This window comes from Aestuariivirga sp. (assembly GCF_044238155.1).
Taxonomy (GTDB): Bacteria; Pseudomonadota; Alphaproteobacteria; order Rhizobiales; family Aestuariivirgaceae; genus Aestuariivirga.
In genome coordinates this window covers 1-19991 of record NZ_JBIIDX010000051.1, presented here as the reverse complement: position 1 = coordinate 19991, position 19991 = coordinate 1, and the positions used below count along the sequence as shown (strand labels likewise).

The window sequence follows — 19991 nt, the reverse complement described above, 5'->3', positions numbered from 1 at the left end:
ATCCTGGTATGCAGAGGGGCTACGGGGATGGAGCCATGACATAGCGCCGCCGATGGCCTGGGAGCCGGCCTGCAAGGGCAAGGAACAGCCCGCCGTCAGCAACTCCATCGCAACTGCCATTGTTCGCGCCATAGCCGATTGGTATCCATGCTTCGAGAAGTGCGAGATCCTCTCGGTTGACGCCGGTGCGATCGTTGCTCGCGGCGACCGGGATGTCGATGTGGTCGAAAGCGGGCTTCATGAGCGCGAGGCCAGTTTCATGCGGCATTTTGGTTCCTATTTCAGCATCGACTCTGGCAAACTCACCACGATCCCGATTCTTGCGCAGCGGGTTGTGGCTGCAAGCTGTCACTGAGAGCCAACAGGAGGTGTTGCCCGCATGCCGGCTGAACCTGCCATCACCGTTCTTGTTCCGGCCTTCCAGGCCGCACCCTTCGTCGCCAACACTCTTGTCTCCATTTCCAGCCAAAGCCACGAGGAGTTTACGGCAATCATATCGGTTGACCTGAGCGATGATCAAACGTTTGACATCTGCGCAGAGCATGCCGCCCATGATGGGCGTTTCAAGGTGATAAGACAGTCGAAGCGACTTGGCTGGGTGGACAACAGCAATTTTCTCCTGTCCCAACTCGAGTCACCCTATGCCCTGTTCGCGTTTCACGACGACCTGCTCTCGCCCATCTATCTGCACAGCTTGAAGACAGCTCTGGATGCTCACCCCGAGGCATCCGTTGCATTTGCTGATACACTGCTCACCAGGCTCGATGGTTCCCAGGAACTCTGGCAGTACGCCGATCTGGATGGCGTCGCCGAAGCGTGCGAGCGGGGACAGCGCGTCTTGTCGCGGCGCGGTCGGTGGTGGGTTCCAAATCGCGGCATGTTTCGCACGGCCGCAGCCCGCAAGGTCGGCGGATTGCGCAAGCACGATTCGGGCGAATTCTCAGCTGATCTGCCGTGGCTCTTTCATCTTTCACTTGTCGGAAGCTTTGTCCGCATTCCTGAGACGTTGTGCTACAAGTTCTACAGGGAGGGTAGCCTGTCGAGGACCTGGCGTTTCAGCTTTCGGCAAAACTTCGACGTTCTTGTGGCTTGCATGCGCGAAATCTGGCTGTCTGAGCTTGACGTGGCAGACAAACTCGCTCTCTCCGAGCCACTTCACATGCTGCTGAAGGAGAACTTGCCGAACCGCCAGTCACAGGACCCCGGATAGTCTTGCTTTCAGAAGAATTGATTCCGTGCCCTATACCACCAGACTTAAATTCGTGATGATTACACGCAGTGAGCGCTGCCGATGTTGGGTTTCGCGGCGCAAGAAAGCGTGCCTCTAGAAAGCGAGCCGAAGTTGCCCCACTGCCCGATCTGTTGCGGCGCGGAAGACAGACTCTGATCTGGTGGCCAAAGAGCGCAGCTCTTCTGACTCGACGCTAACAGCTTTGCTCTGTTCAATGATTCTCGCCACAGCGTCTCTAAGTACAGAGTAGGCACGCCTCAGTTTTTCAGCTTCAGTCACCGATAGGTCCGTTTCCGAATGAGTATCTGCTTCTGTCCGCAGGCTTATGTTCCCTGCTGCAACACTGGCGCGCAGAAAGTCGAGTTCAAGGCCCAGCTTCCTGCTCGTGTCACGATACATACGCAGAGCATTTATGGCCAAAGCCAGATCATCAGAATTACCCGTCATGCGCCCACTCTCCACGCTGCATCGGTCCATGATCCGGAGAAGTCACTGATAACGAGTTAACTTCTGGTGGGCATTGCCGCTGGCCAATGGCAAAACCACCGGTTCCACTCTGACGTGGTGTTCTTGAGCTATTCATAACACATTCTTATGTTGCATATTGATGCTTAATTATCAAGATGCAATATTCTTTTTTTAGTTGATAAATACTCCTTGTTGCTGATTCATGCGTCAATCTCCTGCTTTCAGGCGGCAGTTTCATGGAAGCGAACTGCCATAAACGATGCAGCGCCTTAAGTGCTTGCAGAACGCCAATGCCCCTGTTGGCCCCAGCCACCAGTCATTTCGTCCATTTCGCCGCCAGCATTTGCCAGGCGGGCCGTCAAACACAGGTTCCTGATTGAAGTTCTGGCGGTTATGACTTTTTCATCGGCGGAATCAGGCGCCTATTCTGCGCGTCGGGTGCGCTTCACCGTATGAAGAAACGCCATTGCCAGATAATCATGAACATTGCTCAGTCCACTCATGACTGCATCCAAGCGGCAGAGAAAGATCAACCAATGCATCATTCGAAGAGCAGAAACCATTTCCGAAAAACCAGCCATGGCCGTCAGCCAGGTTGTACTACATCATGCCCACAGGAGTTGAGACGACATCAACGAAGCTCGTGAATACTCTTTTCATACCTCACGACTTCAACTGACTCTCTACAAGTCGCTGGACTATTGTTCTCCAGCCAGCAGCAATTCCACCGTGAATGGCTTATCGTACCAATACTTATATGCGTGATCAAAAGCAGCATCTCTAATGATTGGATGGGTGGGGTGAAAAATCTCAGACACCTCGCTCCATACCGAATAGCTCCTTCCATTAATCTGAAACAATAGGGTCAGCGGCAGGTCAGACCATGACGAAACACGCTCATCAAGTGAAACATAGGGTTCAAGGCTCCTGTTCGCTTCATAACAATCAATGAATACCTGACGATTAAAGACTGATCCCCCGCACATTCCATAGCCAAACGGCATAGAGCCAAACTTCTCAACAAGCACCTTGGTTAGATTTTGATGATAGATATTGAAGCGCGGACCCGCACAGTCTGTTAAAGGAAAGTCGCGCACTGTTCTGACGGTCCGAACGTCATCCTCGAACAGGACAACCCACTTGCTGTCGACAGCCTGGCAATGGGCATAGATTCTTGCAAGGTACTCATACACGCCAGGCAATGTCATCCGCTGGGTTGTTGTTGTTGTTTTTGAATGGATGAACCGCGCGCCCACGGCATTGCAGATTTCTGAAAAATCCTCCCCGCCGTCCGATACAACAGTTATTGGCTCCCGGCGGTAAAAACTTCTAAACGACCGAAGAGCCTCAAATGTTGCTCGCGGATTTCTATAGACTTGCATGTAGACCGACAGTGAATCACCCATTGGAGCCCCAAGCATGCATGAATCGACCAGCTGTTATTCATGCACTAATCCATGCAGAACGGTGCGGGGTCAAGCCCATCCAGTCTTATAAAAAGGATGGATGTCTGAACCAAAAACGGAGGCCTGCCCTGCACGGATAATGGATCTGCGGCTTGGCGAGTAACTCCGGCACTCTGCGGTTCTTCATTCTGAAGGATGGTCATCGGGTCATACTATAATGGAAGAGGCTTGCAAGGACTGTCGACAGACAAGACACCCCTTGCCTTGGAGAAGTCAGCCACGTTGCAGCGAACTCATCAACGCAGTTTGAAACATCCGGCCGGGTGACAGCCCTTGGCAGATCACAACGGTCGACCCGCTCAGCCCTTGGGACGGTTGCGGATCATGAAGGCGTCATAGGTGAGCTCTGCCACCTGGTTCCAAAGATTGACCTCATTGCGGAAAGCCACCTGGCTTTCGAAGATCTTCTTGAACTCCGGGTTCTCAGCCGAGATCGTCGCGTAGAGGGCGTTGGCTGCCTCATAGGCCTTTTTCATCACATCATCCGGATAGGCGCGCAGCTGGGCGCCGCCGGCAATGAGCGACTTCAGGGCCTGCGGATTGCGGGCGTCGTACTTTGCCAGCATGGACTGGTTGGCGGCAGCGGCCGCCGAAGATACGATCGCCTGATAGTTCTTCGGCAGCTCGTTCCACTTGGCGAGGTTGATCATGAAATTCAGCACCGGACCCCCTTCCCAGAAGCCTGGGTAGTAGTAGAACTGCGCTACCTTGTTGAGGCCGAGCTTTTGGTCGTCGTAGGGCCCGACCCATTCGGCGGCGTCGATGGCGCCGCGCTCGAGCGAGGGATAGATCTCGCCACCCGGGAGCTGCTGCGGCACCACGCCGAGGGCTTCCATCACCTTGCCGCCCATGCCGCCGATGCGCATCTTGACGCCCTGCAGATCGGCAACGCTCTTGATTTCCTTGCGCCACCAGCCGCCCATCTGGACGCCGGTGTTGCCGCCCGGAAGCATGTGCAGGTTCTGGCTGTGATAGAACTCATTCATCATGTCGATGCCACCGCCATGGTAGAACCAGGCGTTCATGCCACGGGCATTGAGGCTGAAGGGCACCGCGGTGCCCAGCGCATAGACCGGGTTCTTGCCCCAGTAATAATAGCTGGCGGTGTGGGTCATCTCCACGGTGCCGGAGGCAACGGTATCGGCAGCTTCCGGCATCGGCACGATTTCACCGGCCGCGAAGACCTGGATCTGGAAATTGCCGTCGGTGGCCTCGGCCACGGCCATGGAGAATTCCTCTGCTGCGCCATAGATGGTGTCGAGCGCCTTCGGAAAGCCCGAGGTGAGCCGCCAGCTGAGCTTCGGCGCCGATTGCGCAATAGCCGGAGCGGCAAGCGCCGTCGCGGCAATGGTTCCGGTTGCAGCAGCAGTCAGGAGATGACGTCTTTTCATGATTTTCCTCCCAGTTTGCCCGTTTACGGAGCCCTGCAGCTCACGGATTTATCGACGGCAGTTCTATGGTCGGCATCTGGATCTGGTCAAGCTGCTGCTGCACATCCGCATCGTTCAGAAGCTCGGCAGGAGCAATCCAGTAATCAACGATGGCGGGAAAGGTAATGATCAGAGCCACAAGTATTAGTTGCAGGACGATCCATGGTATCGACCCCAGATAGATGTCCCGGCTCTTGATTTCAGGTGGCGCGATGCCGCGCAGATAGAACAGCGCGAAACCGAATGGCGGGTGCATGAAGGCCGTCTGCATGTTCACGCAGAGGAGCACCCCCAGCCAGACGAGATCAATGTCGAGCGCCACCGCGGTGGGGATCAGCAGAGGCACGATGATGAACACGATCTCGAAGAAGTCGAGGAAGAAGGCAATGAAGAAGACGAAGATATTGACGAAGATCAGGAAGCCAAGACGGCCACCTGGAATGTGACTCAGCAGATGCTCGATCCACTTGCCGCCATTGACGCCCTGAAACACAAGGCTGAACACCGTGGCGCCGATCAGGATGAAGATCACCATGGCAGTTATGCGCATGGTCACGTCCATCGACCCCCACAGCATCTTCAGGGTGAAGCGACCATGCGCAATTGCGAGCAGGATGGATCCCATCGAGCCCATCGCACCGGCCTCCGTCGGCGAGGCGATGCCCATGAAGATGGTGCCGAGCACCAGGAAGATGAGAATGAGTGACGGCAGCATGCCCCAGGCCACCTTGGACCACAGAGCAACGCCCCTCAGCGTCCGGGCCTCAGGCGGCAGGGCCGGCACCCGGTGCGGCTGAAACAGCGACACCAGCAGAATGAAGCCGGAAAACAAGAGGACCTGTGCAATCGAGGGCCCGATGGCGCCGAGATACATGTCGCCCACCGGCACGCCCAGTTGGAAGGCCAGCACGATCAAGACGAGGGACGGCGGAATGACCTGGGTGATGGTGCCCGAGGCCGCGATCACCCCGGTGCCGATCTTCATGTCATAGCCGTAGCGCATCATGATCGGGATGGCGATCATGCCAATGGCGATGACGCTGGCCGCCACCGTGCCGGTGATGGCGCCAAGAATGGCGCCAACATAGATCACCGCCTGGGCAAGGCCGCCCGGCAGCGGGCCAAAGAGCTGACCGAAACCTTCCATCAGATCTTCGGCGAGGCCGGATTTCTCCAGCACCACGCCCATCAGGGTAAAGAACGGAATGGCGAGCAGCAACTCGTTTGACATGATGCCGAACACGCGCGCCGGCAGGGCTTGAAGAAACTCCACCCCGAAGTAACCCATCTCGATGGCAATGAAGCTGAAGAACAGGCCAAGCGTTGCCAGCGAAAAGGCAACCGGAAAGCCCACCAGCAGGAAGAAGATGAGCCCCACGAACATGGCGGGCGCCAGGAGGCCATAGTCAAGCATCGGCCGGATCTCCAGTCATTGCAGCGGCTTCTCGTAACCGGCCACGAGTCCCGGCATGCCCCTCAGGGCGCCGATCCGCTTGATGAGTTCGGACATGCCCTGAAGCAGCAACAGCACAAAGCCCAGCGGCAGCAAGGCCTTGACCGGCCATACCGGAAGTCCACCGGCATTGGAGGAGCCCTCCCCGGCCCAGAAGCTGCGAAGGAACCATGGCGCCGTCATGTCAAGCATCAGGATGCAGAACGGGAAAAAGAAGATCACAAACCCAAAAATATCAACCTTCAGCCGTGTCCTGGGCGAAAGCACGCCATAGACCAGATCGACCCTGACATGCTCATTGAGCTTCAGAACCCAGGGCGCGCCCAGGAGGAAGGTAGCCGCGAACAATTGCCACTGGATTTCCAGCCAGGCATTGGACGAGGCGTCAAACAGATAGCGGGACACCGCATTGGCTGCACTGATGAAGCAGCTCAGAAAGCCAAGCACGGCAGCCAATGCTGCAGCAGCCTGGCTTAGCCGGTCAATGGCGCGGGACAGTGGCAGGAATGATGTCATCTGCAGGCGGCTTTTCAAACACAATCGGTTCGAAACTTCAACGTCAGCTTGGCCTACGATGCAAGGCTTATCTTCTTTTTACCTCAACGCGATATCGAGAGGCCAGCCCCGAAGGACGTTGCCGGGCAAAGACGTCAGGCCCTGACCCGTGACGGCATCTGGTCGATGCAGCTTGCAAGACGGATGGACCAATCGAAGGCGCTGCCTGCGGGATCGCCGCGCAGCCCCGGATCCGCCAGCGCCCTCGGATGTGACTCACGGCAGAGGAAATCACTTGGCAGACCTAGGATTTTCATATCGACAGGCATCCCCGACGATTACGAGGATCAATGAAGCCGTTACGCAGCGCCAGCATGAAGCTGAGAGACCTTGCAGTTTGGCCTTGGACTCGAACTCAGTGCGTTTTAAGAGGAACGATGCTCGGTATCTCAATGATGCAGTCGAAATTGAAACGGAACATTCAAACAATATAGCCCTCTACACGCATAGAAAGATTGCTGATGCATAATGTCCGGGACAGACCCATGCCGCAAGGCCAGGGGCGGCACCCGGCAATATGACAAGGCCGAACCGCAGCCTCCTGCGCCGATGGGACAACTGTCTGAATGGGCTGAGCATGCTGGATCAGGTGGCATCAAACTGCGATGACCCTCCCAGGCGCCACCACGGCCGAGCAGCGCTGTTTCAATCAGGGTGGTTCCTACTCGAGGTCGTAGAGGATCTCATTGCGCCGCAGGAAGCCCGGTGTGAAAGGATCATTGTAGTAGGCGAATGTCGGCGTGCCGGACGGCTTCAATTGCCTCTTTGCCATCCATTCCCGCAGGGCAGCGTCCTTCGTCTGGAAGAGTTCGTCAGACCACCAGCCGCTGAAGCGTATGGCCGCCCTGCGTGCCGGGGGTAGTTGCTGCAGCTGGACATGCGGATCTGCTGGCTTCGGCAGACGCTCGAGATCATAGCCACTTGGCATGACGAACCGGATCGTCCAGGCGCTTCCTTCCGCCTTCTGGGTGACGGGTGCCGTCATGGCGATCTTTTCACCATCCCGTTCCTTGGCGAAAATGTAACCGGCCAGCGGCCCAAATCCGGCCCGAACCGCCTGATCTCTCGACCCACCTCGTGTAACCTCTGCCACGATCATTGCCGGATAGTCGCGGATCTCGATGTCACCATCGGTTTCGATGACGCTATAGCGGGCAATCTCCACGTTCTGGACCTGAACATACCAGAAGGCGACGATGCCAAGCAGCAGAACAGTCAGACCGAGAACCGCGTAGAGCAACATGCGCAAAGCCTTCTTCATACCTTCCTGCCGGAATTGAAGCATTGACCGTTTTGATTTCGGCATCCTAGAGCAAGAACCGACCTGATTGAAACAGCGCCGTTCGGCCGCGGCAGTGCGGAGCACGACGAACCGGACGCCCGCCACCGGCGAGCGCTTATGGCCGGCCTGTCGCACCGTGGCGGCGCCTGAGGGCTCGACCGGGCAACCAGCCCACTCTTCGCCATTCTCCTGCCCATACCACGAAATTTCTTCTTCCGCGCGATGCAATCAGGCCAGTTCTTGCTCGAGACACGACAAGACCGACAAACCGGCAGCGGAATCAGTCAAAAGCCGACCGGCCTGAGGCGTGACCGCGGTGCTTCGCCCGTCCCATCACCGACAAAAGAGGCCAGACACTGCGGCCGCATGCAATCCTGCGTCTGGCAATGCAGCGCGGGCAGAGTGACGGGCGCGTCATTCCGGCCGCGCCGGAATGACATGAGAGAACTCAGCCCTTTACCTTGTTCAAATACTCCACGCAGGTATCGGTCGACTCGACGTCAGCAAACTTGGCATCGATGTCATAAAGGTTCCACGCCACCGCACCCGGCACGCGGTCTCCGATTGCTTCACGCACCGCAATGGTGCGGAAGCCTTCCGCGAGACCGTCGCAGATCGTGGTGCGCACGCAGGCCGTGGCAGTCACGCCGGTAACGAGGATCGTGTCAACGCCGCAGCTCCTAAGGTAACCCGCCAGCGGCGTGCCGCTAAAGGCGCTCGCCCGCTTCTTGAGCAGGACGTACTCGCCTTCGATGGGAGCAATGCGGGAGTCGATCGCCCAGAGGTGCTCGTCCTTCAGGTCGACGGCCTCAATCGGGATCTTGTGGTGCCACAAGCCCATGTCGGTGTGCAGGTCCTGACGGTTGGGCGACTGGTAGGCGGTGGTGATGTGCACAACGACATGGCCATTGTCGCGGCAGGCCCGCAGCAGGCGCTGCATCGACGGGATGATTTCCTCGTCCACCTTCTCGCAGGTGAAGGGGTTACCCGGGCGCGTCCAGGCGTTTGCGAGATCGACGCTGATCAGGGCCGGCCGCTTGCCGAAGCCGATGCGGCGCGCAAAACCCCGCTCCTTGTAAATCTTGGTACTGGCGTCAAAGGCCTGCTGAAGGATCTTGTCGAGTTCCGCCGGGTCGAGGTTCATGGGGCACTGCTCCTGTGGATCGCTCCCATTGAATGCCTGTTCTTGCGCAATGGCTATTGACGGCTGGAAATTTGTTGATGCCAAATGTGCATCAATTGCTATGCTGCTGTTTTGAATGAAAGATCCAGAGGAGATCATGGCGCCATTCAACTCACGTGACCTTCAGGCCTTCATGGCTATTGCCGAGGAGCTGAGTTTCCGCAAGGCGGCGGAACGGATTTTCATCGACCAGTCGGCCCTGAGCCGCCGCATCCAGAACCTCGAGGACGGACTTGGCTACCAGCTGATCTTCCGCACCACCCGCGAGGTGGTGCTGACCGAAGCAGGCCGTGTCTTCTACGAGGAGATTGCTCCCGCCATGCAGGCGCTGGCCCGCGCCGGGGAGGTTGCACGCGTTGCCGCCGAGGGTAAATCCGGCCGGCTGCGGCTTGCCTACATGTCGTTTGCGGCACCCGGGGTAATGCCTGCGGCCATTCGGGATTTTGCAGCCCAGTTTCCGGACGTGGCGCTGGAGCTGCGCTACCTCCGCACCCAGGCGCAGAAACTGGCCATTTCGCGCGGCGACATCGATGCAGGCTTCATGCTGGGTCCGTTCCAGAACCCCCAATTCGATCAGGTGGCGGTCGCCTCAGAAACGCTGGTGGCGCTGATCCCCGAAGACCACCCGTTGGCCCGCCTGCCGGCGGTGACGCTCGCCGAACTCGCGGCGCAGAGGCTCATTCTCGGCAGCCATGACCAATGGGATTTCTTCCGGATGCTGGTAGGGGACCTGTTCAGCGCCGCCGGACTCAGCATGCGCGTGGCCTATGAGCCGTCGAACACGCTGGGCATCCTCGGCCTAGTTGCCGCAGGTCTGGGCGTATCACTGTATGCAGAAAGCATCTCGCGCCTGCGCGCCGAGGGTGTCGTAATCCGGCCGATCACCGACTGTGCAACCAGGCTCGAGACCATCCTGTGCTGGAATCGAGCCAATCAGAGCCCAGCATTGCGCAATTTTGTGGCACGCGCCCGGCAGGAACAGCGACTTGCCCCAAATCGGGCCGAAAATGCATGACGTGATGACTTGACACCATCAATTGCCGCTTCAGAGTATGCAACATACATCTTCTGAGGAGGCCATGATGATCCGGGTTGGCGTGGACGTCGGAGGAACCTTCACCGACATCGTGCTTGAGAAAACGGGTGGCCGGGACGGTCAGTCGATCTTTGTTCACAAGGTCTCCTCGACGCCACACGACCAATCGGTGGGTGTGGTGAAGGGTGTGGTGGAAATCGCGAAGATCGCCGGGATCAAGCCCGCCGAAATCAACATGGTGATGCATGGGACCACCGTTGCCACCAACATGGTGATCGAACGCAAGGGCGCTGAGGTGGGCATGATCACCACCCGCGGCTTTCGCGACATTCTCCACATGGCGCGCCACAAGCGCCCGCACAATTTCTCCCTCCAGTTCGACGTGCCGTGGCAGTCGAAGCCCCTCGTCAAGCGCCGCAACCGCATCGTGGTCGATGAACGCGTCATGCCGCCGCTTGGTGAAATCGAGACACCGCTCAACGAAGATCAGGTGCGCGAGGCGGCCCTGCTCTTCAAGAAGCGCGGCATCAACTCGGTCATCATCTGCTTTCTCTTCTCCTTCCTCAACACCACGCATGAGCTTCGCGCCAAGGAGATCGTGAGGAAGATCCTGCCAGATGCTTACGTCTGCTGTTCCTCGGAAGTGGTCAACGTCATCCGCGAATACGAGCGCTTCTCGACGGCGGCAATGAACGCCTATATTGGCCCCAAGACAACGCTCTACCTCCGCCGCCTCGAAGACCGGCTGCGCGAGAACGGCGTCAGTGCGGCTGTGCGCATCATGCAGTCAAACGGCGGCATCTCGACGATCGAGAACTCATCGCAGCGCCCAGTGGGCCTGCTGCTGTCGGGCCCCGCGGGCGGCGCCATCGGCGGCCGCTGGACGGGAGCCTCCTGCAGGACCAAGAACGTCATCACCATCGACATCGGCGGCACCTCAGCCGATATCTCGGTGATCCAGAACGGCGAACTCCGAATCAAGAACCCGCGCGACACGGAGGTGGCCTCGCTGCCCGTGCTGGTGCCGATGATCGACATCGATGCCATTGGTGCTGGCGGCGGGTCGATCGCCCATATCGACCCTGGCGGGGCATTCCGCGTTGGTCCACGCTCCGCTGGCGCCGAACCAGGCCCCGCCTGCTACGGCAAGGGCGGCACGGAGCCCGCAGTTACCGATGCGCAGGTCGTGCTGGGCCGCCTCGACCCGGAACACTTCCTCGGTGGTGACCTGCAGATCGAACCCAAGCTTGCCCACAAGGCAATCGAAACGCATATCGCCAAGCCACTCGGACTATCGGTGAAGGATGCAGCGCTCGGCATCCTCAAGGTCATCAACAACAACATGGCGCTCGCCATCAACAGCAATTCGGTGGCCAAGGGCATCGACCCGCGCAACTACACGCTGATGGGCTTCGGCGGTGCCGGCCCGCTCCATGCCGTGGCGCTTGCCGAAATGATTTATGCGAAGGACGTGGTGGCGCCGTTGCATCCCGGCATCACTGCCGCGATGGGCCTGCTCCTCACCGATCTCCAGTATGAGTTCACGCGCTCGGTGCTGGTCATCGCCAACAAGGCGGATGCGAAGGACTTCAAGGAAGTCAATCGCATCGTCGACGACCTCAAGAAGCTTGCGGGCAAGCAGCTCCTCGCCGACGGCATCGCGGCCTCCAAGCACCGCTTCACGGCGATCGCGGAATGCCGCTACCTCGGCCAGGGCTTCGAGCTGCGCGCGGCGATGCCGAAGGAGCCGCTCTCGGCCAAGAACATCGGCGTGGTGATCAAGAACTTCTATGACCACCACAAGCAGGTCTATGGCCATGCCTTCGCGGACCAGATGGTGGAGATCATCACCATCCGCGTCGTAGGTGCAGCCGAGGTCGAGACGCTGAAGCTTCCCAACCTCAAGAAGGGTAACCGGCGCAACCCTGCCGTGGCGAAGCTCTACACGAGGCCTACCGTGTTCGATGACGGAAAGTCGCTTCCGACCCCGCGCTTCGATCGCGGCAAGCTTCTTGCGGGCGACGTGATTACCGGGCCCGCTCTGATCGTGCAGCACAACTCAACCACTCTGATTCCGCCGTCCTACAGCGCCAAGGTGCTGGGCCACGGCGACATCCACATCGCCAAGCGCTGAGGGAGGACAGGATCATGGCCCGTATCGCCAGAACGTTTGCAAAGAAGACCGCCAAGCCCGTGAAGCGCAGTCTCGGCAAAGCCAAGACGAAGCCGCTCGATCCCATCTCGCTGCAGGTGATTGGCGGTGCGTTGCACGCCATCGCAGAGCAGATGGGCAACGTGCTCTACCGCATGTCCTACTCCTCGATCATCCGCGAAAGCCAGGACCTTGGCGCCGGCCTTTTCGATACGCGCTACAACACGCTGTGCGAATCCGACTCGACCCCGATGCACATCGGCTCGCTGCCGGGTTACCTGCGCGGCATCGAGAAGCGCATCGGCCTCAAGGACTGGAAGCCAGGAGACTGCGTGCTCCACAACCACCCCTATTTCGGCGCCAGCCACTCGCCCGACATTGCCGTCGTCATGCCAGTCTTCTTCGAAGGCAAGCTCGTCGGTTTCTCGGCCAACACGGCCCACCACGTCGACATCGGAGCGGCGACACCCGGTCTTATCATCGACGTGCCGGACGTCTTCGCCGAGGGCATGCTGATGAATGCGCTCAAGCTCTATGAGGGTGGCAAGCGAAACGAGAACGTGTGGAACTACATCCGCGACAACACCCGCGTGCCCTCTCTGGTGATGGGCGATCTCGAGGCGCAGATCGCATCGGCCGAACTTGGCGTGAAGCGCTTCCAGGAACTGCTTGCGACCTACGGCAAGGACAAGGTGCTGCAGGCGACCGAGCAGCTGATGGACTATACCGAGCGCATGTTGCGCCGTGAGATCGCCAAAATTCCAGACGGCGAATACACCGCGGAAGGCTTCTTGGACGATGATGGCCGCAACCGCGACAAAACGCTGCCCATCAAGGTCACAGTTCGGGTGAAGGGCGATGGTGTTGAGGTTGATCTCACGGGCTCAGCCCCGCAGTCGCCCACCGCGTTCAACGTGCCATTCGAGGGCTCGACCAAGGTCGCCTGCTTCTTCGCCTTCCGCGCCTTGCTGCTCGATACCTACACGACCTCCGAACACATTCCACAGAATGAGGGCTCCTTCCGCCCAGTGAAGGTGATTGCACCCGAGGGCTCAATCTTCAACCCCATTGCACCGGTGGCGGCCGAAGCGCGTTTCTGCCAGATCCAGCGCGTGGTTGATCTCATCATCAAGGCGCTGGCACCGGTGGTGCCGGACCGCTGCACCGCCGGCAATTCGGCAACACTTTCCTTTGCAGCCTATTCCGGCGTGCGCCCCAGTGGCGACTACTGGGTATTCCTCGAGGTGAACGAGGCGGCAATGGGTGGCCGGCCGACTTCTGACGGCCCGGATACCGTCGAGGAACTGATGCGCAACACGCGCAACAACCCGCTCGAGGATCTGGGCATGCACATTCCACTGATCTGCGACCGCTACGAGTGCCGGAGCGATGTGTTTCCTGGCGCCGGCCGGTTCCGCGGCGGCCAGGGCGTGGTGAAGTCGCAGCGCTTCCTCACACCGGGTTTCGTGACGCATGAGTCAGACCGTCACAAAGATGCGCCCTGGGGCGTTTTCGGAGGAAAGCCGGGCTCGGTCGGCAAGTTTGAAATTCATAACCGCGCAACACCTGACAAGGTCGCCCAGCATTATGCAAAGTTCTCAGGCTTGCGTGTCGAGCCAGGCGATGTCGTCTCCTACTACTCGCCTTCAGGTGGCGGCTACGGCAATCCGCTCGATCGCGATCCTGAAAAGGTGCTCGACGACGTGCTCGACGACTTCATCTCCGCCGAACACGCGCGCGATGTCTATGGCGTGGTGCTGAAGGCGGCGAACAATGGCTATGCCTGGGCGCTCGACCACGAGGCGACAGAGAAGCGGCGGGCAACGATGAGACGTTGATCCCAGGTGGCAATTCAACCACAAAATCTCATCATAGCCGGGCTTGACCCGGCTACCCTGTTTGCGGCGGCAGAAGGATGCCCGGGTCAAGCCCGGGCATGGTGAGGGGAGGGAGCAGGGTCGCTGACTAAAACTATGGCCGCTACCGTTTACCAGCAAAATAGCGCAGCGATCTTGCTAGCTGGCTCTGCGTAAACCCTCGCCCAATCAGCACGATCATGTTGTCTTCGCCCAGACCATCCTGCTCCGGCAGGATCTCCGGGGTCTGCACAACCTTGCGCACGGTCTGCAGCAGCAGGCGGCCTGCCGGTGTCCTCACCACGCCCTTGACGCGTACGATATCATCACCGCGCGCGTGAAGCAGGGCCGAGAGCCAGATAGTGAAGGCTGTCCAGTCAATCGAGTCGTCAAGCTGGAGCCGCGTAGGCGCAACTGGGGGCTTCAGGGCTTGTCCATTGAGATCAGGCAGCGCATCCGGCGCAACACCCTCGAAAGACGGAAGCGCCGTTTCTACGCCCTTCACCGCTCCGCTGATGCGCGCTGCCGGATTGATGCTTACAAGTGTTGAGAGAAGTTTCGTGAGTTCGGCCGGCTCTGCCTCGTCCACCTTGGTGACGATGATGCGGTCGGCAATCTCGATCTGCCGCCGCCCCAGTGGCTCGCTCCTGAGCTGGCTCATCGCATGGCGCGCATCGGCCGCCACGATGATCTCGCTCACCACGATGTGGTAGACGAGGACAGGATCGGATTTGATGGCGGCCACAATCGGCCCCGGGTCAGCCAGACCGCTCGTTTCGAGTACAATGTGATCAAGCCGCTGACCTGCAGCATCCGCCCTGGTCCGCTCATCGCAGAGTTTGCGCAGCACCGAGATCAGTTCGGCCTTTGCCACGCAGCAGACGCAGCCGCCGGCAAGAACGCACAAGCCCGATGCCTGCCCGAGCAGCGCGTGATCGACTGGCGTTTCTGCCGCTTCATTGACGATCACGCGGGCCCGCGCGAACTGCCCCTCATGCAACTGATGGCGGAGCCAGGTGGTCTTGCCCGAACCAAGATAGCCGCCCAGTACCGTAAGGCGAATACGGCCTTCCTCCGGGCCGTTCATTCGTCGCCGATGAAGCGCGGATCGAGCGGGTCGACTGGCCCGCCGCTAACCTTTTCCGCCATGGCCCAGATCTCGTCAAGATCGCGCAGGATCGCCTGGCTGCCTGAGAGCGTCGAGACCTGGATGCCGGGAATCTCACCACCCTCGAAAACCTTGAGCCCGTAAGACGGCAGTACCTGCTGCAGCACCTGGGCGCGGCGGAACTTGGCGCGCAACCGGTCATGCGCGGTGGGAGCACCTGCCTCCGTCCAGTGGCCGGGAGCAGCCGGATATCCGCAAGCGGAACACATGGCTTGGCCTTTCCAAAAGAAACGGCAGGCGGCACATGGTGTGCCGCCTGCCCTACGTCAATGGTGTCAGATCACTTCGGGGCGCTTGCCGCCGGCGAAGGGATACCGCTTGCGGAAGTCCGCGGCGATATCTTCGAAGGTAGCCCACTCGATGCCAGAGTGCTTGGAGATGTACTCGATCAGACGCTCGAGCATCAGCAGAACCTGCGGCCGACCTGCGACGTCCGGGTGAATGGTGAAGGCGAAGACGGCATAGTCCATCTCGCGGTAGACCCAGTCGAACTGGTCACGCCAGAGTTCCTCGATGTCGCGCGGGTTCACGAAACCGTGGCTGTTTGGCGCCTTCTTCATGAACATCATCGGCGGCAGGTCGTCGACGTACCAGTTGGCGGCGATGTCGACGAGGTCAATCTCCTTGCCGTGCTTCAGGGGATGCATCCAATCCTTGGCGGACTTGGAATAGTCAATGGTGTTCCAACTGTCGCCAACGCGGGCATAAAAAGGCTGGAAGTCGCGGTAGCCCTGGCTGTGATCATACTTGAAGCCATGCTTCAGGAGCAACGCGGCGGTCGAGTTCGACATTTCCCACCACGGCGCCACATAGCCGCGCGGCGCCTCGCCGGTGAGCTTCTTGATGAGCTCGACAGACTTCACCAGCACGTCCTCTTCCTGGGTCGGCGTCATCGCAATGGGGTTTTCATGAAGATAGCCATGCGCGCCAATCTCGTGGCCATCCTTGACGATCATCTCCATTTCCTTGGGGAAAGTCTCCATCGAATGGCCGGGGATGAAGAAGCTGGTCTTGAGGCCATACTTCTTGAAAAGACGCAGCAGCCGCGGCACGCCAACCTCGGTGGCAAAGATGCCGCGCTGGATGTCGGACGGCGAGTCGCCACCGCCATAGGAGCCGATCCAGCCGGCGACGGAGTCGATATCCGTGCCAAAGGCACACATGATTTTCTTAGCCATTTTCCTTCTCCCTCTTCATGTTGTCTTGCCGCATGCGCGGCCTGTCAGAATCATTGTCACCAGCGGTGCGGCCACCTGGGATCGACGAGGCCCAGGGGATAGGCATGAGCATAATCGAGAGGCGGGCGGACGACATATTTGCGATCGAAGGCGCACCAGTCATAGGGTTGCCCGGAGCGTACGATATAGGCCCAGTCAGGGTGCGCGAAGATCGGACGGCCAATCGCCACGATATCGGCCGCTCCAGACTTGAGGGCCGCTTCCGCCGCCGCCCCATCGGCAATTCCGCCATTGGTGATCATCGGCAGGCCAGAGGCCTTGCGGATGACACTCGGCATCGGCGCATCGCTGTCAGGATCGCGGTTGTCGAGGTAGTTGAAGCTCGCCCAATGGAGCGCATCATAGCCTGAATTCCTGAGGGCCTTGCCGACGGCAACCGCATATTTGACCCCGCCCGGCCAGGCGCCGACGAAGTCATCCACCCCATCCTGCGACAGGCGCAGAGTCAGGATCTTGTCCTTGCCGATGGCCTTGCGCACCTTCTCCGCCACGAGCCTGGCGAAGCGAACGTTGTTCTCAGGCGAGCCACCGAATTCGTCTGTGCGCAGATTGGTCTTCGGGTTGATGAATTGCCACAGCAGATAGCCATTGGCGCCGTGTATCTCCACGCCATCGAAGCCCGCTTCCACTGCGCGCACGGCGCCCTCGGCGAAGCCATCGGCCACTGCGTGGATTTCCTTGACTGTCAGCGCACGCGCCTTGCCGAAGGTGACCTTTGGCCAAGGGCCTTCGATGTTGCGGATCTTCTTCTCGTAGTCATTATCGGTGTAGAGCGTCCAGCCTGGGCTCTGCGTGGCAGACGCGCTGACCGGCGGCTTGCCGCCAAGCACGCGGGGGTCACTCACACGGCCGCCATGCATGAGTTGCATGATGATCTTGCAGTCATGCGCATGCACCGCCGCAGAGACCTTCTTCCACGCCTTGACATGCCGTGCCGTCACGATGCCCGGCTGTGAGAGATAGGCGCGGCAGCCCAGCCTGTTATCCTCGTAGGTGCCCTCGGTAATGATGAGCCCGAGGCCACCCCGGGCACGGCGCGCGTAATAGGCCGCCATCTCATCGGTCGGGGTTCCGTCCGCCTCCGCCATCTGCCGCGTCAGCGGCGCCATGGCGATCCGGTTCCTGATGGTCTGCCTCCCAAGCTTGAAGGGAGAGAACAAGCGCTTGTAGACCTCAGCCATCATTGCCTCCTGATCAGGTCTTCGGTTCCGAGTCCAACGGCCAGAACATCCGCATCGCGCCCATGCGGAGCCGAGAATAGAAAGCCCGTCGGCATGCCGCCTGAATCTGTTCCATTCGGGATTGATACGCCACACCAGTCGAGGAAATTTCCAAGCATGGTGTTGCGCAACGTCTTCGCATTGTTGCGGAAGAACACGTCCTGATCGGCTGCGAGCGGGGCGATTGGCATCGCAACATGCGGGGTTGTCGGGAAGGCGACCACAGCATTGCCGATGAGCGCTGCGGTCTCGGCAACCATGCGCTTTCGCTCTTCCGTGACGACGACGAGATCCACCGCCGTCATGCTGTCGGCCATCAGGATGCGCTTGACGACGCGCGCGTCCATGCGCTTGGCATCTTTGCCCTTCACGCGGTCCCAGTGCACGGCAAGCGCTTCGGCACCCAGAAGATGTCCACGCTTCGCGATCAGGTCGATGATCTGCTGGAACACCGGCATTGTGATGCGCTTCACCTTTGCACCTGCCTTGCGCAGGCGTGAGAGCGAGGCTTCGAAATTGGCGACGACCGCGGCCTCCGCACCGTCGAACACGACGTCCGTGGGCACAAGAATCTCCAGCCCCCTGGGCGCACGTGCCTTGACAGCAGGTTTTTTCAACCCGCGCAGCACCGCATCGGCAAGCACGCAGTCTTCAACCGTGTGGGCCAGCGGGCCCAGCGTGTCGAGCGTCCTCGACAGGGGGAACACGCCTTCCATAGGAAAATGGCCGGTCGAGGATTTGTAGCCCACGACACCGTTGAATGATGCCGGAATGCGGATCGACCCGCCGGTGTCGGTGCCGATGGCAATCGGCACGATGCCCGCCGCAACGACCACGCCGCTTGCGGAAGATGATCCACCGGGCGAACGATGCACCGACTTGTCGTTGGGGTTGCGCGGCGTACCGTAATGCGGGTTGAGGCCGATGCCGGAGTAGGCAAACTCAGTCATGTTGAGACAACCGACGCTCACCAGTCCAGCCGCCCTGGCCGCGGCAACCAGCGCAGCATCGGCGCTGGCCGGAGGGTTCGACTTCAGAACGACCGAGCCGGCCGTGGTCACGCGGCCCTTGACGTCGAACAGGTCCTTCCAGGCCATCGGCACGCCGTCCAGCAGGCTTGCGGGGGATCCGGCCTTGAGCCTGCGCCGTGCAGCCCTGGCTTCAGCCACGGCACGATCACGCAGGAGTTCGGTGAAGATCGCGCGGTCACCTACGCTCTCGTTCTTTGCGAAGGCCTCCTCCACCAACGCCACCGGATCGAGGGTTCCTTTGCGTAGTTTCCTTGCGAGGTCGGCAGCTGTCGGATTGCGCATGGGATCGCTTCTCAATGAATGATGACGGTGGCGCCAGAGGGCTTCCAGGCGATCTGCGCCTTGTCGCCCGCGGCAAATCGGCCGCCATACTTGTCAGCATGGCCCTCGATACCGATCTGATCGCCATTGGGCAGCGACACGGCCATCTGCACGAGATGGCCCACCTGCTGAAGCCGGCTGATGGCGACCGGGATGACGCAGGCGCCATATACTGCCTCAACCTCGCCGCGCGGCATCTGCGCGGGCAGGACGTCAATCGCCTCGGCGGGAAGCACGAGGCTCGACTTCGCCCCTGGCGAACCGGTGGCCGCGGGGGCAAGCCCAGACAGCTGGCCGAAGGCGGTATCGACCGTCGCGATGGCATTCGACATGGCCCGGATAGTGCCGGGAATGAGCGTGTTACGACCGATGAACTGCGCCACGAACAGGCTCTTCGGGCGGGTGTAGAGCTCATAGGGCGCGCTGATTTGCTCAATCCTGCCCTGGTTCATCACGACGATGCGGTCGGAGAGAGCCAGCGCCTCGGACTGAGCGTGGGTCACGAAAACGAAGGTGATGCCGAGGCTGCGCTGCAGGAGCTTCAACTCATTCTGGATGCTCTTCCGCAGATTAGCATCCAAAGCGCCCAGCGGCTCATCAAGGAGCAGGATATCGGGTTCGACGATGAGGGAGCGAGCGAGCGCGATGCGCTGGCGCTGGCCGCCCGAGAGCCGGTCCGGGCGGACATCGGCAACCTGCAAGAGGTCAAGTTTCTCAAGGATACGGTCTACCTTGCGGTCGCGCTCTGCACCGGCCATGCCCTTCACATCAAGACCAAAGCCAACGTTCTTGCGCACGCTCATGTGCGGGAACAGCGCATAGTTCTGGAAAATCATCGAGGTCGGGCGCTGTTCGGGCAGCAGGTCGTTGATGCGCTTGCCGCGAATGTTGATGTCGCCGG

19 protein-coding genes are annotated in these 19991 nt (G+C 59.8%); 5 read left to right on the top strand and 14 right to left on the bottom strand.

Annotated features, from left to right (window positions below; all coding sequences use genetic code 11):
* On the top strand, positions 1-355 hold a 355-nt coding region (locus ACILRN_RS07225), incomplete at its 5' end, for a hypothetical protein (protein ID WP_395686897.1).
* A 24-nt stretch (positions 356-379) separates the two neighbouring features.
* Positions 380-1210 carry a glycosyltransferase family 2 protein gene (locus ACILRN_RS07220; RefSeq protein ID WP_395686895.1) on the top strand — a complete coding sequence of 277 codons (831 nt, stop codon included), beginning with the start codon at positions 380-382 and terminating at the stop codon, positions 1208-1210.
* Between the two features lie 114 nt (positions 1211-1324).
* Here ACILRN_RS07220 and ACILRN_RS07215 read toward each other — a convergent pair whose 3' ends face one another.
* The 8 genes from ACILRN_RS07215 to ACILRN_RS07180 form a co-directional block, all read right to left on the bottom strand.
* Positions 1325-1678 (bottom strand): hypothetical protein, encoded by a 354-nt coding sequence (locus ACILRN_RS07215; protein WP_395686893.1) that lies wholly within the window; start codon positions 1676-1678, stop codon positions 1325-1327.
* 719 nt (positions 1679-2397) lie between these two features.
* Positions 2398-3105: a hypothetical protein gene (locus ACILRN_RS07210; RefSeq protein ID WP_395686891.1), complete on the bottom strand. Its 708-nt coding sequence runs from the start codon at positions 3103-3105 to the stop codon at positions 2398-2400.
* Between the two features lie 359 nt (positions 3106-3464).
* On the bottom strand, positions 3465-4556 hold the full coding sequence (locus ACILRN_RS07205; protein ID WP_395686889.1) for a TRAP transporter substrate-binding protein: 1092 nt from the start codon (positions 4554-4556) through the stop codon (positions 3465-3467).
* Between the two features lie 40 nt (positions 4557-4596).
* Positions 4597-6009: a TRAP transporter large permease subunit gene (locus ACILRN_RS07200; protein ID WP_395686888.1), complete on the bottom strand. Its 1413-nt coding sequence runs from the start codon at positions 6007-6009 to the stop codon at positions 4597-4599.
* A gap of 15 nt (positions 6010-6024) precedes the next feature.
* Positions 6025-6564 (bottom strand): TRAP transporter small permease subunit, encoded by a 540-nt coding sequence (locus ACILRN_RS07195; protein ID WP_395686886.1) that lies wholly within the window; start codon positions 6562-6564, stop codon positions 6025-6027.
* 134 nt (positions 6565-6698) lie between these two features.
* Positions 6699-6860, bottom strand: a complete 162-nt coding sequence (locus ACILRN_RS07190; RefSeq protein ID WP_395686884.1) for a hypothetical protein — start codon at positions 6858-6860, stop codon at positions 6699-6701.
* 404 nt (positions 6861-7264) lie between these two features.
* Entirely contained in the window at positions 7265-7864 is a 600-nt protein-coding gene (locus tag ACILRN_RS07185) for an SOUL family heme-binding protein (protein ID WP_395686882.1), read from the bottom strand.
* 469 nt (positions 7865-8333) lie between these two features.
* A complete protein-coding gene (locus tag ACILRN_RS07180; RefSeq protein WP_395686880.1) occupies positions 8334-9029 on the bottom strand; it encodes an isochorismatase family protein in 696 nt (231 codons plus the stop codon).
* Positions 9030-9144: 115 nt separating this feature from the next.
* Between ACILRN_RS07180 and ACILRN_RS07175 the strand changes: the two genes are divergently transcribed.
* The 3 genes from ACILRN_RS07175 (at position 9145) to ACILRN_RS07165 (ending at position 14094) form a co-directional block, all read left to right on the top strand.
* Positions 9145-10083, top strand: a complete 939-nt coding sequence (locus ACILRN_RS07175; protein WP_395686877.1) for a LysR family transcriptional regulator — start codon at positions 9145-9147, stop codon at positions 10081-10083.
* A 64-nt stretch (positions 10084-10147) separates the two neighbouring features.
* A complete protein-coding gene (locus tag ACILRN_RS07170; protein ID WP_395686875.1) occupies positions 10148-12238 on the top strand; it encodes a hydantoinase/oxoprolinase family protein in 2091 nt (696 codons plus the stop codon).
* 14 nt (positions 12239-12252) lie between these two features.
* Positions 12253-14094 (top strand): hydantoinase B/oxoprolinase family protein, encoded by a 1842-nt coding sequence (locus ACILRN_RS07165; protein ID WP_395686874.1) that lies wholly within the window; start codon positions 12253-12255, stop codon positions 14092-14094.
* Positions 14095-14236: 142 nt separating this feature from the next.
* Here the strand turns inward: ACILRN_RS07165 and ACILRN_RS07160 are convergent, their stop codons facing one another.
* The 6 genes from ACILRN_RS07160 to ACILRN_RS07135 form a co-directional block, all read right to left on the bottom strand.
* Positions 14237-15199 (bottom strand): CobW family GTP-binding protein, encoded by a 963-nt coding sequence (locus tag ACILRN_RS07160; RefSeq protein WP_395686873.1) that lies wholly within the window; start codon positions 15197-15199, stop codon positions 14237-14239.
* On the bottom strand, positions 15196-15489 hold the full coding sequence (locus ACILRN_RS07155) for a hypothetical protein (RefSeq protein WP_395686871.1): 294 nt from the start codon (positions 15487-15489) through the stop codon (positions 15196-15198). The genes ACILRN_RS07160 and ACILRN_RS07155 overlap by 4 nt, the downstream gene beginning before the upstream one ends.
* A 66-nt stretch (positions 15490-15555) precedes the next feature.
* Positions 15556-16458: a polysaccharide deacetylase gene (locus ACILRN_RS07150; RefSeq protein WP_395686869.1), complete on the bottom strand. Its 903-nt coding sequence runs from the start codon at positions 16456-16458 to the stop codon at positions 15556-15558.
* 56 nt (positions 16459-16514) lie between these two features.
* A complete protein-coding gene (locus tag ACILRN_RS07145) occupies positions 16515-17699 on the bottom strand; it encodes a hypothetical protein (protein WP_395686867.1) in 1185 nt (394 codons plus the stop codon).
* Positions 17699-19051 carry an amidase gene (locus ACILRN_RS07140; RefSeq protein WP_395686865.1) on the bottom strand — a complete coding sequence of 451 codons (1353 nt, stop codon included), beginning with the start codon at positions 19049-19051 and terminating at the stop codon, positions 17699-17701. Before ACILRN_RS07140 ends, ACILRN_RS07145 begins: the two co-directional genes overlap by 1 nt.
* 11 nt (positions 19052-19062) lie before the next feature.
* Positions 19063-19991, bottom strand: a 929-nt coding sequence (locus ACILRN_RS07135) for an ABC transporter ATP-binding protein (RefSeq protein WP_395686863.1), incomplete at its 5' end; no start/stop codon positions are given.